The sequence below is a fragment of the Nonomuraea sp. NPDC048881 genome (genome assembly GCF_040649795.1).
Taxonomy (GTDB): Bacteria; Actinomycetota; Actinomycetes; order Streptosporangiales; family Streptosporangiaceae; genus Nonomuraea.
In genome coordinates this window covers 574,335-590,364 of record NZ_JBEZGC010000001.1, presented here as the reverse complement: position 1 = coordinate 590,364, position 16,030 = coordinate 574,335, and the positions used below count along the sequence as shown (strand labels likewise).

12 protein-coding genes are annotated in these 16,030 nt (G+C 73.8%); 5 read left to right on the top strand and 7 right to left on the bottom strand.

The features are described from left to right. Positions 1-254: 254 nt before the first annotated feature. Entirely contained in the window at positions 255-2,993 is a 2,739-nt protein-coding gene (locus tag AB0C33_RS02795) for an AAA family ATPase (RefSeq protein ID WP_358282977.1), read from the bottom strand. Between the two features lie 102 nt (positions 2,994-3,095). On the opposite strand from AB0C33_RS02795, the gene AB0C33_RS02790 reads away from it, so the two are divergent. Together AB0C33_RS02790 and AB0C33_RS02785 are read left to right on the top strand one after the other, a co-directional pair. Then, a complete protein-coding gene (locus tag AB0C33_RS02790) occupies positions 3,096-3,710 on the top strand; it encodes a LysE family translocator (protein WP_358282974.1) in 615 nt (204 codons plus the stop codon). Between the two features lie 3 nt (positions 3,711-3,713). After that, entirely contained in the window at positions 3,714-4,253 is a 540-nt protein-coding gene (locus tag AB0C33_RS02785) for a TetR/AcrR family transcriptional regulator (protein ID WP_358282972.1), read from the top strand. Positions 4,254-4,265: 12 nt separating this feature from the next. Here the strand turns inward: AB0C33_RS02785 and AB0C33_RS02780 are convergent, their stop codons facing one another. From AB0C33_RS02780 to AB0C33_RS02755, 6 genes are read right to left on the bottom strand one after another with little or no spacing between them, the layout of a single operon-like run. Then, complete coding sequence (locus AB0C33_RS02780) at positions 4,266-5,462, bottom strand: hypothetical protein (RefSeq protein WP_358282971.1); 1,197 nt, start codon at positions 5,460-5,462, stop codon at positions 4,266-4,268. A 9-nt stretch (positions 5,463-5,471) separates the two neighbouring features. Then, a complete protein-coding gene (locus AB0C33_RS02775) occupies positions 5,472-5,852 on the bottom strand; it encodes a Rid family detoxifying hydrolase (RefSeq protein ID WP_352349473.1) in 381 nt (126 codons plus the stop codon). Positions 5,853-5,861: 9 nt separating this feature from the next. Continuing rightward, positions 5,862-6,938, bottom strand: coding sequence for an alanine racemase (locus AB0C33_RS02770; RefSeq protein WP_358282969.1), 1,077 nt, complete (start codon positions 6,936-6,938; stop codon positions 5,862-5,864). A gap of 44 nt (positions 6,939-6,982) precedes the next feature. Further along, a complete protein-coding gene (locus AB0C33_RS02765; RefSeq protein ID WP_358282967.1) occupies positions 6,983-8,512 on the bottom strand; it encodes an amidohydrolase family protein in 1,530 nt (509 codons plus the stop codon). Positions 8,513-8,520: 8 nt separating this feature from the next. Further along, complete coding sequence (locus AB0C33_RS02760; protein ID WP_358282965.1) at positions 8,521-11,877, bottom strand: DUF4153 domain-containing protein; 3,357 nt, start codon at positions 11,875-11,877, stop codon at positions 8,521-8,523. Then, positions 11,874-12,533 (bottom strand): response regulator transcription factor, encoded by a 660-nt coding sequence (locus AB0C33_RS02755; RefSeq protein WP_352350467.1) that lies wholly within the window; start codon positions 12,531-12,533, stop codon positions 11,874-11,876. Before AB0C33_RS02755 ends, AB0C33_RS02760 begins: the two co-directional genes overlap by 4 nt. A gap of 96 nt (positions 12,534-12,629) precedes the next feature. Here AB0C33_RS02755 and AB0C33_RS02750 point away from each other — a divergent pair, with 96 nt between their 5' ends. Genes AB0C33_RS02750 through AB0C33_RS02740 form a run of 3 tightly spaced genes read left to right on the top strand, consistent with a single transcriptional unit; the run spans position 12,630 to position 16,006 of the window. Beyond that, a complete protein-coding gene (locus tag AB0C33_RS02750; RefSeq protein ID WP_358282964.1) occupies positions 12,630-13,484 on the top strand; it encodes an arylamine N-acetyltransferase in 855 nt (284 codons plus the stop codon). Between the two features lie 39 nt (positions 13,485-13,523). Next, the gene (locus tag AB0C33_RS02745) at positions 13,524-14,591 is read left to right on the top strand and encodes a protein kinase (protein ID WP_358282962.1); all 1,068 of its coding nucleotides are present in this window, start codon (positions 13,524-13,526) and stop codon (positions 14,589-14,591) included. Then, positions 14,588-16,006: a glycosyltransferase family 39 protein gene (locus AB0C33_RS02740; protein ID WP_358282960.1), complete on the top strand. Its 1,419-nt coding sequence runs from the start codon at positions 14,588-14,590 to the stop codon at positions 16,004-16,006. Before AB0C33_RS02745 ends, AB0C33_RS02740 begins: the two co-directional genes overlap by 4 nt. Positions 16,007-16,030: the final 24 nt, after the last annotated feature.

Genomic DNA, 16,030 nt, shown 5'->3' with positions numbered 1-16,030 from the left:
CTGTTCCTTTTCGAGGCAGGACGGGTCGGCGCATCGGGCCGACCTGTCACGACAGGACGGGTCGACGCGAGCCGGCCCGGGCCCGCCATCGCTCTCCGGTGAGAGGTCCCGATCTCGGACGCTACGAGGCGAACCGCAAACATCGCCCCAAATGGCCGCACGTGGCGTCCCAGATGTACGGACTCACCCCTGCCTGTCCGCCCTCGGCATCTCCGGCAGCGCAGGCGCGGAAGCCCGGCAGCCGGAGCGGGCGATCAGAGGAGGTCGTGCGCGCGGGCGGCGGCGGCCGCCTGCGTACGGGTGGAGACCTCCAGCTTGGCCAGGATGTTGGAGACGTGCACGCTCACCGTCTTCTGCGCGATGAACAGCCGCCCGGCGATCTCCTTGTTGGTCAGCCCCTCGGCGACCAGCCGCAACACCTCGACCTCGCGCGCGGTGAGCCCGCCCTCGGCCTGCCCGCCGCCGAACCTGGCCCGCCTGCCGAACTCCAGCAGCGCGGCCTCCAGCGGCGCGGCCCGCAGCCGGCCGGCCGCCTCCTTGGCGAGGGACCACTCCTGCTGCGCCGCCTCCCGCTCACCGGCCGCGAGCAGCGCCTCGGCCAGCCGCCAGCGCGCCCTGGCCACCTCGTAGACGAAGCCGAAGTCGAACGCCGCGACCACCTCGCGCCACAGCTCGACGTCGAGCCGCCCGTGGAGGCGGCGCCAGTCGGCCTCCACGCGCAGCGCCCACGCCTGGCCCTCGGGGCCGAGGTGGCCGCCGTCGCCGGTCGGGCCCCGCGTCGCGGCGACCCTGGCACGTGCCAGCAGGTCGTCGGCGCCCTCGGTGGTGCCCAGCTCGGCCATCGCCCACAGGCCGACGGCGGCCAGCCGTAGCGTGCCGGACTCCCCTTCTTCGAGGGTGGCCATGGCCGCGTGGACGTGGTCGAGCGCGGCGGCCGGATCGCCGTTCCACAGGGAGTGTTCGGCCGCCATGCCCCGCGACATGTACGTGGCCAGCGGGTTGTGCCAGAACGGACGCAGCCACTCCAACCGCGCCTCGACCACCGGCAGCCCCCGCCCCACCTCGATGAACAGCGCGAACGACGACAGGATGGCCTCCGACAGCATGCCCACCCGCGCGCCGAACCCGGCGGCCACCGCCTCCGCGGCGTCCCACTCGCCCGCGACGTAGTGGATGAGCAGGCGCAGGAAGCGCAGGTCGGTGCCGTAGGTGCTCCATTTGAGGCCGGTGTCGACGGCCAGCTTGACGCCGTCGTCGGCTATCTCGGCGGCCTCGGCGAGCAGGCCGTGCTCGTAGTGGAAGCGGGCGTGGTGGAAGCGGGCCCGCAGGTCCATCGCCAGGTCGCCGGTCTCCCGGGCGGCGGCGCTCGCGACCAGCGATCTGGCCCGCGCCACGTCGCCCTGGAGCTCGACGTAGCTGGCCAGCGTGAGCAGCGCGCCCACCTCGGCGTCGACGGCGCCGCAGGCGCGGGCCGTCTCCAGGGCGCGCGTGGTCAGCGACTCGATCTCGCGGTGGCGCGGGCTCCACGACAGCGCGCGGGCCTGCGTGGCGAGGGCGCGGGCGAGGCTCGGCTCGTCTTTCGCGCTCTCGACCGCACGCTCGGCCGCCGCGATCGCGCCGGGCTGGTCGTTGGTCTCGAAGAGGTAGTACGCCAGCCGCTCCTCGACCTCGGAGGTCGAGGGCAGCGCGCGCAGCCGGTGGACCGCGCGGTGGTTGTCGCCGCTGTCGGCCGCCGCGACGGCGCTGCGGAAGGCCAGCGCGACCCGGCTCTCCCCGGCCAGCCCGGCGGCGCCCTCGACGCGGTCCCACAGGCCGAGCGCCTGGTCGTAGTGGTTGTGGGCCTCGGCGGGCGCACCCAGCCGCTCGGCCTCGCGGCCCGCCTGCGCCGAGGCCGCCAGCGCCCCGGCCAGGTCGTGGCCGGCGAGGTGGTGGTGGGCCAGCTCGGCGGGCGAGGTGAGCAGCCGGGCGAAGTCGGCGTGCAGCCGCGTGCGCTCGCCGGGCAGCAGGTCGGTGTAGACGGCCTCCTGCAGCAGGGCGTGGCGGAAGGCGTAACCGTGGCCCCGCACCTTGAGCAGGCCGCGCGAGACGATCTCCCTGACCGCCTCCTCGAACTCGGCCAGCGGCAGCCCCGCCACCTCGCGCAGCAGGTCGTCCTCCACCCGGCGGCCGGCCACCGCGGCGGCGCGCAGCACCCGCTGCCCGGCCTCGGACAGCACCTCGACCCGCGACAGCAGCAGGCTGGCCAGCCCGTCGGGCAGGCTGTCGCCCTCGGACATGGCCGCGAACAGCTCTTCGGCGTAGAACGGGTTGCCCTCGGCGCGCGAGACGATGAGCCCGAGCTCCTGCGCGTCCACCTGCCCCAAGGTGGTGACATAGTCCGACATTTCGCCGGATTCCAGCGGGCCGAGCTCCACGTTCGTCACCGACGGCAGCCGCTTCAGCTCGGCCAGCACCGCGCGCAGCGGATGGCGGCGGTGGAGGTCGTCGGTGCGGTAGGTGCCGGCCACGCAGACGCGCTCGCTCTGGAGCATGCGGCTGAGGAAGACCAGCAGGTCGCGGGTGGAACGGTCGGCCCAGTGGAGGTCTTCGATCACGAACAGCACCGGCTGGACGTCGGCCAGCAGCCCGAGCAGCGACCCGAACAGCCGCTGCTGGGTGAGCCCGGCCGACGGCGCCCCGCTCTCCCGGCCCGGCAGGAGCTGGCCCAGCATGGGATGGGCGGCGACGGCCTCGCGCACGCCGGGCTCGGCCCCGCGCAGCGCGTCGGCCAGCGGCAGGTAGGGCAGCGCGTCGCCCAGCTCGGCGCACTGGCCGACCATGACGTGGAAGCCGCGCTCGCGCGCCTCGGCGACCAGCTCGCCGACCAGGCGCGTCTTGCCGATCCCCGCGTCGCCGCCGACGAGCGCGACCCCGGCCGTGCCGTCGGCCGCGGACTCCAGCACACGCACGAGCTTGGACAGCTCGGCCGAGCGCCCGACGAGAAGACCGTTCACGCCAGCAAGTGTGCCACGGGCCTGTGACATTCCATTGGTCCGCCCAGCCGCCGCGGGATTGGCCCTCATCGTCGAACCGGACCCGCTCTACGCTGCTCTTTCGTGATCTCCTTGACGACTTTCGTGCTCTTCACGACGGCCTCGCTCGCCCTGGTGCTCGTCCCCGGCCCCAACCACCTCTACATCGCCGCCAGGGGCCTGGCCCAGGGCAGGGCCGCCGGGCTGGCCAGCGCGCTCGGCGTGGAGACCGGGACGCTGGTGCACATCGCCGCCGCCGCGGCCGGGCTCTCGTACGTGATCTCGCGGTCGGCCACGCTGTTCGCGGTCGTCAAGTGGGCCGGCGTGGCCTATCTCGTCTACCTGGGCGTGCGCGCCTTCACCGCCAAGGACGCGCAGGCCGGGACGCCGCCCGTGCAGCCGCTGGCCAAGGTGTTCCTCGAAGGGGTCCTGGTCAACGTGCTCAACCCCAAGGTGGCGCTGTTCTTCGTGGCGTTCCTCCCGCACTTCGTGGACCCCGGCGCCGGCTCGCCGGCGCTGCAGATCGTCGTGTTCGGCCTGACGCTGCTGCTCCTGGGGTTCGTCTCCGACGTCGTGTACGCCCTCACCGCCGGCACCCTCGGCACCCGTCTGACCAGGGGCGCCAAGGCTCTGCGGTACGTCAGCGGCGTCGTCTACCTGGGGCTCGGCGTGGCCATGGCGTTCGCCGGGAGAAAATGACCTATGGCGCCGAGGAAGCAGCAGGAGATCTTCGACGCGACCCTGTGGATGGTCGCGGAGAAGGGCTACGACGGGCTCACCGTCGAGGGGGTCGCCGAGCGCTCGGGGGTCAACAAGACGACGATCTACCGGTGGTGGCCGTCCAAGGCGGCGCTGCTGGGGGCCGCGCTGGTCGAGTCGGACGTGCTGGCGGTCGAGCCGCCGGACACCGGGTCGTTCCGCGGCGACCTGGTGGCGCTGGTCGAGCAGGTCGAGCGGCTGCTCACCGAGCCGCCCGGCAGCGACATCGCGGTCGCGGCGCTGGCCGCCGCCGTGCGCCATCCCGAGCTCGACGTCCGCCGGTTCTTCGCCGACCGGTTCGCGCGGGAACGCGTGGTGTTCGAGCGCGCGGTGCGGCGCGGTGAGCTGAGCGCGTCCGCCGACCCGTTGCTGATCATGGATCTGCTGGCCGGGGCCGTGTGGATGCGCACGGTCTTCCGCGGCCTGCCGCTGCCCGGCGGCTTCGCCGAGAAGGCCGTCTCGGCCCTGCTCGACGCCTTCTGAGCAGTTGGCAGGTCAGCCGGCGGCGGCGAGGGCGGCCGGGATGCGGTCGAGCACCGGGTGCGGCACCAGACCGTAGGCGTAGAAGTCGACCGCCAGCGCGCCCGCCGCCTTCGCGCCCCTGGCCTTGGCCACCAGGCGGTCGGTCGAGTCGCTGTCGGGGTAGCCGGGCCGCAGCACCGCCCGCACCTCGCGGTCCTTGCCCACCGACCGCAGGTACGCGCCCACGTCGTCGGCCACCCGCGCCGCGTCCCGCGCGTACGCCAGCACGCCGAAGGCGGGCACCAGGTCGCCCAGCGCCACCAGGTCCACGCCGAGCTGCCAGGCGTCGTGGGCGGCCAGGCCCGGCGTCGGCAGGCCGTCCCGGTAGCCCTTCACCGCCCCGGTGGAGTCGATGAAGACCAGCTTGGAGCCCTCTTCCGCGACCGCCGACGACACCTCGGAGACCAGCGTGGTGACGGTCTCCGAGCGCGCCCGCGCGTACGCCACCACCTCGGGCCCGGCGTAGGCGGTGAGCGCCGCCCTGGTCACCTCGCCCTGCGCGGCCGGGTCGCCGTCGAAGACGCCGCCCACGATCCGCGCGCACTCCTCGCGCGCCACCTCGGCGTTCACGCCCAGGTCGGTGGCCCGGCGCATGCAGTAGTCGCAGAAGCAGAGCCCGAACAGGAACGTGTCCATGGGGCCGAGCTGCACGAACGAGCGCTGCGGCTCGACCGGCGTGAAGTGCAGCGCCTCGGCGACCACGCTCTCGACGCCCAGCCGGGCCACCGCCCTGGCCAGCGCGACGGAGTATGCGCGCACGTCGGGATGGGCCGGGCACAGGTCGACGAGCGAGCCGCGGTCGCCGAAGCAGTCGCGCACGGTCACGTCGGGATGCTCGTTGCCGAGCGTGGCGTTGCGCAGGAAGACCGTCCAGCCGTGGAGCTTCAGGCCGCGCCCGGCGCACGCCTCGCGCAGCCCGTCGAGGGCGTGGACGTGGCCGGGCACGGGGGCGAGCCGCAGCCCGTCGAACAGCTCGGCCGGCGGGGTGAAGTGGGCGCCGTCGTGCCTGACGGTCAGCCGGGACAGTCCGTGCGGGGTGACGTCGCGCGCGGCGTGGTGGACGGCGCCGACCGTGACCCCGCCCACGCCGTACGCGCTGATCCTGTCGAGCACCCGCTCGACGCCCTCACCGTGCAGGTCCTCGGCGAAGACGTATACCGAACTGTCCACGTGCAGACCTTACGCGCTCTTGTGCGCGACGAAGTCGATCTCCACCAGGATGTTCATGAGCTGCGAGCCCACCGTCGTCCGCACCGGGTACGGCTGGGTGAAGTACGACTTGTACACCTCGTTGTACGCGGCGAAGTCCTCCTTCACGTTCTGGAGGTGGACCGTCGACTTGACGACGTCGTCGAAGCCGAGGCCGTGGGCGGCGAGGATGGCCCCGAGGTTCTTCATGACCTGGTGGGTCTGGGCGGCCACGTCGTCGCCGACGATCTCGCCGGTGTGCGGGTCGAGCGGGCCCATGCCGGAGGTGAAGACGAAGTCGCCCACCACGAGCCCCTGGGAGTACGCCCCGACCGGCGCGGCGCCCTCGGTGGTCTTGAGCTCTTTCTTCACGGAATCTCCCTAGAAATCGGTGTGGATCGTGCCGACGACACGGTAGTCCCGGTCCACCAACGGCAGCACGCGCCACTTGTCGAACGCGGTGCACGGGTGTGAGATCCCGAAGGCCAGCAGGTCGCCCGGCTTGAGCCCGTCGGCCCGGACGACGGTGTGCTGGTCCTGCATCTTCGTGATCGTGACGCCGCTGCGGCGCGGCACCGGCAGGCCCTCGTCGTAGGGCGCGTCGCGCTTGCCCATGCCCACGATCGCGAGGCCCGGCTCGGGCGTGGACAACACGTGCGCCCACACCTCAAGGGCCGGCCGCAGCTCGCCCTCCATCCGGTTGAACGGCGTGCGCTCCCGGTAGTAGCCGTCGTCGTGGGTGACGTACGCGCCGCTGCGCAGCAGGATCCTGGCGTGCGTGGTGACCAGCTCGCGCCCGATCACGTCGAACCACTGGCTGCCGCCGATCGTCAGGATCGGGGTGCGCACGCGGACGTGCTCGACGGCCTCCTGCAGCACGCCCAGGTAACGCCGCACCTCGTCGGCGCTCTTCAGCGCCCCTTCGTACCCGGCGACGCCGGCCAGCTCGACGCCGGGCGTCTCCTGCGCGTACGCGGCCACCTTCAGCAGCTCGTCGAGGGTGCGGCAGCCGGCTCGTCCGCCTTCGTGCCCGAGCTCCACCAGCACCCGGAACGGCCGGGTCGAGGCGTGCCTGGCGAGGATGTCCACCCCGGCCTCGGAGTCGACGAAGCTGAGGAACTCGAAGGCGGGGTCGCGGTCGAGCTCTCCGGCGGCCCAGGTCAGCCCGGCGGTGTCGACGACCTGGTTGGCCACCATGATCCGGTCGCCGCCGTAGCCGCGGGCGATCCTGGCCTGCCGGGTCGTGGCGACCGTCAACCCCCAGGCGCCCGCTTCGAGCTGCATCGCGGAGATCTCTGGCGACATGTGCGTCTTGACGTGCGGAGCCAGCTCCATGCCGTGGTCGCGGGCGAAGGCCGCCATCGTGGCCACGTTGTGCTCCAGCGCGTCGCGGTGCACGATCATCAGCGGAAAGCCGAGCTCGCCGTCGAGGACGGACTGCCCAAGGATCACCTGCACGACACCCCCCCTTTTATCCGCGTCTGACCTTATCCCAGGCGAGATCAGCGTGATCGAAGCGCCCGTCCGGGATTGGCCCCGGTCAGCTCGCCGCCGGTCAGCACCCGCACGCCGGAGACGAGCACGTCGTCCACGCCGTGCGCGGGGGTGCGGGGATCGGCGTACGTCGACCGGTCCGACACCGTGAGCGGGTCGAACACCACCAGGTCGGCGACGTGTCCGGCGCGTACCAGCCCGCGCCGGTCGAGCCCGAACCGCCGGGCCGGATGGGAGGCCAGGTGCACGACCGCCTGCTCCCACGTCCAGTCGCCCAGCTCGCGGACGTGCCGGCCGAGGAACCTGGCGAAGGCCCCGAACCCGCGCGGATGCGGATGACCGCCCACGTAGATGCCGTCGGAGCCGCCGGTGTGGGAGGGATGGCGCAGGATCCGGCGTACGGACTCCTCCCCCGCCGGGCCCTCGTCGGGACGCGCGGAGACGCACCCGGCCTCCAGCCGCGTCGCCACCAGCAGGTGGCGGCAGAAGGCGGCGGGCGTCATGCCGGCCCGCTCCGCGGCGTCCGGTAGGGCGAGCCCTTCGGCCCATTCCAGGCCGGGCGCGTGGGAGACGGTCAGCCGGGGGTAGACCTCGCCGAGCCCCGCCCACCAGTCGTCCAGCTCGGGCGAGCCGATCATCTCCAGCGCCGCGTCGGTGTCGGCGCCCGGCACGGACGGCGGCAGCACCACCATGGCCAGGATCGTGCTGCCGCGCAGGTAGGGGTAGGTGTCGAAGGTGAGGTCGACGCCGTCGTCGTGGGCTCTGCCGACCAGCGGCAGCAGCACGTCGGCCGGCCCGTGCAGGTGGGAGACGTGCACGGCCGCGCCCGAACGGCCGGCGATGTCCACGACCTCCGCCATGCCGACCCCGGCGTTCGCGCCGTAGGCCCGCATGTGGGTGACGTACGGCAGGCCGCCGAGCGGCGCGCACAGGGCGGCCAGCTCGGCGGCGTCGGCGTAGCGGCCCGGCAGGTACTCCAGCCCGCTGGACAGCCCCACCGCGCCCTCGGACAGGCCGCGCTCGACCCGCTCGACCATCGCGGCCAGCTCCGCCCGCGAGGCCGATGCCGGCGAGGGCCCGAGGACGTCGTAGCGGATCGTGCCGTGCGGCAGCAGGTAGGCCGTGTTCAGCGCCACCGCGCGGTCGTAGCCGTCGAGCAGCTCGGCCACGCTCAGCGGGCCCTCGTGCAGGGCGCCGTTGACGGCGGCGAAGTAGCGGGAGGCATAGGCGACGGTCGCCGCCGACCCCGGCGCGAAGGACAGACCATCCTGTCCCAGGACGAACGTGGTCACCCCCTGCCGCAACGCCGCGAGCTGCACGGCCGGGTCGAACACGGCCGCGTCGCCGTGCGCGTGGCAGTCGACGAAGCCCGGCGCGACGAACCGTCCGGTCGCGTCGATCACCGTCCCGGCCTGCGCGCCGCCCAGCCTGCCGACCGCCGCGACCTCGTCGCCCGCGATGCCCACATCCGCCCGGTACGGCGGCGCACCCGTGCCGTCGAGCACCCGGCCGCCGCTGATGACTACGTCGAACCTCACACCAAGATTCAATCAGAGCCGCGCGAGGACCCCGATGGGCACGTGATCGAGCGGACGACGGGCCGCTCGGCCAGCAGGTCCCTGGCCCGCGCGCGGGCGTGGTTCCAGCCGTTCCACGGGTCGGGGCGGTCGAGCCCGTTGGCGCGGACCACGTCGGCCAGCACGCAACTGCGCTGCGGCTCGGGCAGCCGGTCGAGCGCGGGCACGGCCTCCGCGCCCAGGTCGCCCAGGTAGTCGGAGTCCATGTTGGTCACGCCGCGCACCTCGACCTGGGTCTGCGCGACCTGCAGATCGGGGTTCACCATCGCGAACGCCCCCAGGCCGAGCCCGGTGACCAGGACGATCGTGCGCGGCAGCCAGCCGGAGCCGCGGCCCGCCAGGCGTACCGCCCCGGCCAGCAGCACCAGCGCGAACAGCGCGCCCAGCCACCACACCGTCGCCTGCACCGAGATCCGCAGCCGTGACAGGCCGTAGGCGTCGGTGTAGAGGCTCATCCGGTGCAGGGCCGAGACCAGCACCACCATGGTCAGCCCGCACAACACGCCGAGCATGACGGCCAGCAACCAGCGCTCGCCGCGCTCGGTCCGCAGCAGCCCCCCTGCCACCGCGACGATGCCCAGCACGAACACGCTGACCACCACGAGCTGGAAGAATCCCTGCCTGGCGTACTCGGCGTAGGTCAGGCCCGCCGTCCGCAGCACCCAGCCGTCGCCGCCGAACAGCACCCTGATCTGGACCGCCACGAACGCCGTGAACAGCAGGTTCACCGCGACCAGCGGCACCAGCCACACGCTCCTGCTCACGCCGAACTTGTGCTCAGGACCGACGGGGTCGATCACCGGCCGCAGCGCGACCAGCACCGTGGCGGCCAGCAGCACGGCGACGAACCCGAAGACGAAGATCCGCGAAGGCACCGAGTCGGCCCAGGCCGGGGTGCTGGTCAGGCGCTCGACGTACGCGGCGAACACCGCGTCGGCCGAGGCGAACAGCAGCCCGAACACCAGCACCAGCACGACCGTGATGCCGAGCCCCGCGAGCACCGGCAGGATCCGCCGCCTGGCGGTCAGCTTCCGCAACGGCCCGGCGAGGAACCACGGCACCGGGCCGAGCGCGAGCACCACGGACATGCCGCCCCTGATCACGCCCAGCCATCCCGCCCCCGCCCCGGACACCGCCAGCGCGCCCAGCCCGGCCCCCGCCATGAGCAGGATCGCGACCAGCCAGTCCGCGTCGCGCACGGCCGTCATGGAGATCAGCCAGTACGCCGTCATCCCGAACGCCAGCGTCCAGGGGGTCATCCTGCGCAGCACGGCCGGCAGCGCCGCCGCGCCGAGCACCATGGCGACGAGCACGATCCCCAGCCCGACCTGCGCGTCGGGCAGCGCCACGGCGGCGAACACGCCCGCCCCCGCGGCGGCCGGCAGCAGCCAGCGCGGCGGGGCGGGCAGCTCGGGCCTGGGGAAGAGCGGCGGCGGCACATACACCTGCCCACCCCCGCCCCCTGCCCGCCCCACCCCCTGATAGGCGGCCTCCTGATGCGCTGCCCCTTGATAGGCGGCGCCCTGGGGCGCGGCGCCCTGATAGACGGCACCCTGGTGCGTCGCGGTCTGGTAGGCGGCCTGGTAGGCCGCCGTCCTGCGCGCTGAGCCCGCGCCCAGCGCCATGCCGAGTGCGCCGCCCAGGGCGGTCACCATGACGAGGGTGACGAGCGCGAGACCGTCGCCGACGGTCATCGAAACCAGCACGGCCGCGAACAGACCGCCCAGGAACCCGACGATCACCCCGAGGACCCCGCCACCGACCATCCTGGCCAGCCCCCCGCTTCCAACCCCCGCCGGAGCCACCCCCGCCGACGCGGGCTGCGCCGGACCGCCTGCCTCATGGGCCCCGCCTCCCACGGGCACGCCGGACCCTGTGGTGGCACTGGCGCCTGTGGAGATGCCGGACTCTGCGGACAGGCCGACCCCTGCGGGGATGTCGGAGTCTGCGGGGATGCCGGCCCCTGTGGGGATGCTGGAGCCTGCGGGTGCGTCGAGCCCTCTGGGGGTGCCGGACGCCGCGAGCGGGCCGGGGTCCGTCATCGCCGGCGCGGGCGGCGCGTCCTCGGCCGTGGCCGGCCGGACCGGCGTTCCCGAGGCAGCCGCGCCCTCCCCTGCCGTCGCGCCTTCCCCCGCCGTCGCGCCGTGAGCGCCCGTCGCGCCCTCCACCGCCGTCGCGCCTTCGGCCGCCAGCTGGGGCGCCACGGTGCCGGAAGCCGGCGTGGGGGCGGTGGGGACGGCGCCTCCTGTGTGGGGGGCGGCGGCTGGGGGGAGCGGGTCTCTCAGGCGGTCGTCGTGGCTCCGGTTCGCCCCCGTGTCGAACGGTGTGTCCGTCATCGTCGTCCTTCCTGGTAGATCGACGACCATGCGGCACCCCGCGCACTCGTCGATGCGGATCGACCCCCCGTGCAGCTCCACGACCTCCTTGACGATCGCCAGCCCCAGCCCCGCGCCCCCGGAGTCGGCCGCGCGCCCCGCGTCCAGCCGGGAGAACCGTTCGAACACCCGCCCCCGGGCCGCCGCCGGGATGCCCGGCCCCTGGTCGGCCACCACCAGCCGAGCCCCGTCCCGCTCCGCGCCGCACGCCACCGTCACCACGCCCCCGGAAGGACTGTGCCGTACGGCGTTGTCCAGCAGGTTCGCCAGCACCTGCGCCAGCAGGTCGGGATCGGCCCGCACCCCCAGCCCGGCGGGCGCCGACGCCTCGATCGTGACGTCCTCACGGGCCAGCGACGCCTCCCGCACGGCCTGCTCGACCAGCGGCGCCAGCGCGACGGCCTCGGGCTCGATCAGCCGGACGCCGGAGTCCAGCCTGGACAGGTCGAGGAGCTGCGCGACCAGGCGGCCGAGCCGTTCGGTCTGGGCGAGCGCGGTCCTCATGGTGACCGGGTCGGGCGCGGAGACGCCGTCCACGACGTTCTCCAGCACCGCGCGCAGGCCGGTGATGGGGGTGCGCAGCTCGTGGCTGACGTTCGCGACGAGCTCGCGCCGCTGCCGGTCCACCTCGCCGAGGTCGGCGGCCATCGCGTTGAACGCCCTGGCCAGCTCGCCCACCTCGTCCCGCGAGGTGGCGCTGACCCGCAGGCCGTAGCTGCCCTTGGCGATCGTCTGGGCGGCCCTGGCCATCTGGCGCAGCGGCTTGGTCATGCCCATGGCCAGCACCTGGACCATGATCAGAGCGAGGATGACCGCGACCACGATCCGGACGTCCCGGGTGAACCCGGCGTTCAGCCCCACCTCGTTCACCACGAACGCGGTGCCCACCGCCAGCACGATGACGATGCCCAGCTTGACCTTGATGCGGCCGAGGAAGTCGAGCGGCCTCATTGCCGGACCAGGGCGTAGCCCACGCCGTGGACGGTGCGCACCACGTCGGAGCCGAGCTTGCGGCGCAGCGCGCGGACGTGGCTGTCCACGGTCCTGGTCGCGGCGGCCTCGGAGAAGCCCCACACGTCCGACAGCAGCCGGTCGCGCTCGAAGACCTGCCCGGGGCGCTCGGCCAGCCGCCGCAGCAGATCGAACTCGGTCCTGGTGAGCTGGGCCTCTATCCCGCCCACGAAGACCCGGCGCGCGGCCGTGTCGATCTCCACCTCGCCCACCCTGATCACCGTGTCCTCGACGGCGAGCTGGGCGGCCCGCTCGACCCGGCGCAGCAGCGCGTGGATCCTGGCCACCAGCTCGCGCATGCTGAACGGCTTGGCCAGGTAGTCGTCGGCCCCCACCCCCAGCCCGACCAGCACGTCGGTCTCCTCGCCGAGCGCGGTCAGCATGAGGACGGGCACCGGGCGCGCCGCCTGCATCCTGCGGCACACCTCCAGCCCGTCCAGACCGGGCAACAGCCGGTCGAGGATCACCAGGTCGGGCTCCGCCTTCCCGTACTGGACGAGGGCGTCCTGCCCGTCGCCCGCCACCCGGACGTCGAAACCCTCGGCGGCCAGCCTGTTCCGCACGGCCAGTGCGATCGTCACATCGTCCTCGACCACGAGGACACGCCGCTGCTCTGCCACGTACGAAAGCCTAGAAGTGCACTGTGCAGACGACACTCCATAATTTGTGCACATCTGGTGCAGACTTGCCGCGTGAACACCGCTGGCTACCTCAGCCGTCTGGGCCTGTCCCACCTGATAGACGCCCCCGCGAGCGCCGAGGGCCTGCGCGCGCTCCACGTGGCGCACGTCGAGAAGGTCGCCTACGAGGCGCTGGAGATCTGGCTCGGCCGCCCCACCTCCCTCGATCCCGTCGAGTCCGCCGAGCGCATCATCAGGGGCCGCGGCGGCTACTGCTACCACCTGAACGGCGCCTTCTCCGAGCTGATCAGGGCCCTCGGCTACGACGTCACCAGGCACGTCGGCGGCGTGCAGAACCCCGGCAGCGAGCCCGGCGTCACCGGCAACCACCTCGTGCTGACCGTGCGGGGCCTGCCGAGCCAGGACAACCCGGGCGGCGAGTGGCTGGCCGACCTCGGCCTCGGGGACGGCGTGCACGAGCCGCTGCCGCTGGTCGCGGGCGCGTACCGGCAGGGGCCGTTCACGTATGTCCTGCGGCCGTCGCAGGTCGCGCCCGGCGGGTGGCGGTTCGACCATGACCCGAGCGGTTCGTTCGTGGGGATGGATTTCGAGCGGACCCCAACAGAGATGTCCGCTTTCGCTGATATGCACAGCCATTTGTCGACGTCACCGTCGTCGGGGTTCGTGCGCACCGCCGTCGTGCAGAGGCGCGACGCCTCGGGCGTGGACACGCTGCGCGGGCTCGTCCTGACCCGCGTCGGCGCCGGCAGCCACTCGATCACCCTGGACACGGCGCGTGACTACTTCGCGGCGCTGGCCGACGTGTTCTCGCTGACCTTCGACGACCTGACCGACCAGGACGAGGAGCGGCTCTGGAGCAGGCTGCACGACGCCCACGAGGCGTGGCTGACCGGCCGGACCGCGTGATGGCCGGGCGGGCCGGGCGAGCGCTATCGTGCACTCGACATGGCTGAGACCAGGAAGCTGGCCGGGCGCTACCGGCTGCTCAACCCCCTGGGCGCGGGGTCCGTACGGCTGGCCTTCGACGAGACGGAACACCGCGACGTCGCGGTCAGGGAGCTGCGCATCCCGCCCGAGTTGCGCGAGTCCGCGCTGCACGAGGCGCGCAGGGCCGCGGGGCTGCGGCACGCCTCGATCGCCCGGGTGCTCGGCGTGCTGGTCGAGGACCGGGTGCCCTGGCTGATCATGGAGTTCGTCTCGGGGGTGTCGCTGGAGCAGGCCGTACGCGCGCGGCAGCCGCTGCCCGTCGTCCAGGTGGCCAGGATGGGCGTCTGCGTGTTGTCGGCGCTGTCCGTGGCGCACGCGGCCGGGATCGTCCATGGGCAGGTCAGCCCCGGGAACGTGCTGCTGACCGGCACCGGGAGGGCGGTGCTCACCGGGTTCGGGGTGCCGAGCCTGAGCATGCGGCCCTCGGCCGACCTGTGGTCGCTGGCGGCCACGCTGCACTTCGCCGTCGAGGGCCGCCCGCCCGGCCAGGTGCCCGCCGAGGGCGCCGACCCGCTGCGGTCGCTGATCCGCGCCATGCTGCATCCCGCCGGGTCGCCGCCGGTGGAGGTGGTCCGCGAGACGCTGGAGAGACTGGCTCTCGACCAGCCGCTCGACCAGGTCGTCCGCGCCCTTGGACCGCTCCCGCCCGCCGAGGTGGCCGAGATCGGGCTCGCCCTGCTCGACCAGCTCCAGGCCATGGGCGGGCGGCACGGGGCGGTGCAGCCGAGCGGCGTGCTCATCTCCGACCAGGGGCGGGCCACGCTGGTCGCGCCGCTGCGGTCGGGCACCGTCCCGGCGTACACGGCTCCGGAGGGGGTGGCGAGCCCGGCCGCCGACCTGTGGTCCCTGGGGGCGACCCTGTTCATGGCCGTGGAGGGGGTGCCGCCCGCGCCGGGGGCGTCGCTGGCGCGGGCCGGGGCGCTGGCTCCCGTCCTGGTGCGCCTCCTGTCCGGCAATCCGGCCGACCGTCCCGCCCCCGAGGTTCTCCGGCACGAGCTGCGGGCGGTCATGGGCCCGCGCCGATGACCCGCGTGCCCGTCCTGCCGCGTCCCGTCGCCGCCGCCACGCGGGACGCCGGCAGGTGGTGGCCGGTCGTGCCCGCGGCCGTCGCCGCGGCGGCCGGGTTCTGGGGGCTCTCGGGGCCGTCGTTGTGGCGGGACGAGTCGGTCAGCGCGCTGGTCGCGCGCATGCCGTTCGGCGAGCTGCGCCGTTTCCTGGCCGACCTCGACGCCGTCCACGCCCTCTACTACCTGCTCCTGCGGCCCTTCGCCGCGCTTCCCTGGCCGCCGGAGACCGCCGTCCGGCTGCCCTCGGTGCTCGCCTTCACGGCCGCCGCGCTCGGGGTCGCGGCCCTGGGCCGCCGCCTGGCCGGCACCTCCGCCGGCCTGTACGCCGGTCTGCTGTACGCCCTCACCCCCATCGCCGCCCGGTACGCCCAGGAGGCCCGCTCGTACGCCCTGGTGAGCGCGGTCGCCGTGCTGGCCACGTGGCTCCTGGTCAAGCTGCTCGACCGTCCCGGCGCGGGGGTCTGCGCGGCCTACGGCGCGAGCGTGGCGTTGCTCGGCTGGCTGCACCTGTACGCCCTGCTGCTCGTCCCCGCCCACCTGCTCACCGCCTGGCTGCCCGCCCTCCGCCGCCGGCTCACCGCGAACCCGATGCCCGCCGTCGTGCGGTCGTCGGTGGCGGTCGGCGCGGCGGGAGCGGCGCTCGTGCCGCTGCTCGTCCTGGCCGCCGGTCAGCGGGACGCCCAGGTCTTCTGGCTCAGGACCCCCGGCTGGGCCGAGCTGGCCGCCTTCCCCGGCGAGGTCGCGGGGGCGGGCGCGGTCGTGCTGTTCGCCGCCGCGCTGTGGGGAGCCGTACGCGCCCCGGCCGTGGCGGTGTGGGCGGTGCTGCCGGTGGCGCTGTCGTTCGCGATCTCCCAGGTCCAGCCCGTCTACCATCCGCGTTACGTGCTCTTCGCGGTCCCGCTGCTCGCGGTGCTCGCCGGGATCGGCCTGGCCGGGGTGCGGTGGCGGGCCGTGCCGGTCGCCGTCCTGGTGCTGTTCGCCGTGCTCGTGTCTCCCGCGCAGGCGGCGATGAGGCAGCCCGCCGCGCGTCCCGACGACCTGCGCACGCTGGCCGCCACGCTGGCCGCGGAGGAACGTCCGGGCGACCGGGTGTTGTTCGTGCCGCAGCGCTTCCGGCTGTTCGTGGCCGTGTACGGCGCCCCGTACGACCGCCTGACGGACCTCACCCGCGCGCCCGGCGCGCCCGGCCCGCGCACGGCCGCCGAACTGGACGCGGCCCTCAAGGGCGTGGACCGGGTCTGGCTCATCTCCCCCAGGATCGGGACGAAGTACGCCGACGACGAGCGCTACCGCACCCTCAAAAGAACGCTCGTCCCAGGACAGACCCGCACGTACGGCTCGATCCACCTCACCCTCTGGTCCCGCAACAATTGAGATACATCGCGTCATGGAACCTCA

Excerpts from the sequence above, each read along its gene's own strand:
- AB0C33_RS02740 (WP_358282960.1), top strand. The coding sequence starts at position 14,588 with ATGACCCGCGTGCCCGTCCTGCCGCGTCCCGTCGCCGCCGCCACGCGG.
- AB0C33_RS02745 (WP_358282962.1), top strand. The coding sequence starts at position 13,524 with ATGGCTGAGACCAGGAAGCTGGCCGGGCGCTACCGGCTGCTCAACCCC.
- AB0C33_RS02760 (WP_358282965.1), bottom strand. The coding sequence starts at position 11,877 with ATGAGGCCGCTCGACTTCCTCGGCCGCATCAAGGTCAAGCTGGGCATC.
- AB0C33_RS02785 (WP_358282972.1), top strand. The coding sequence starts at position 3,714 with ATGGCGCCGAGGAAGCAGCAGGAGATCTTCGACGCGACCCTGTGGATG.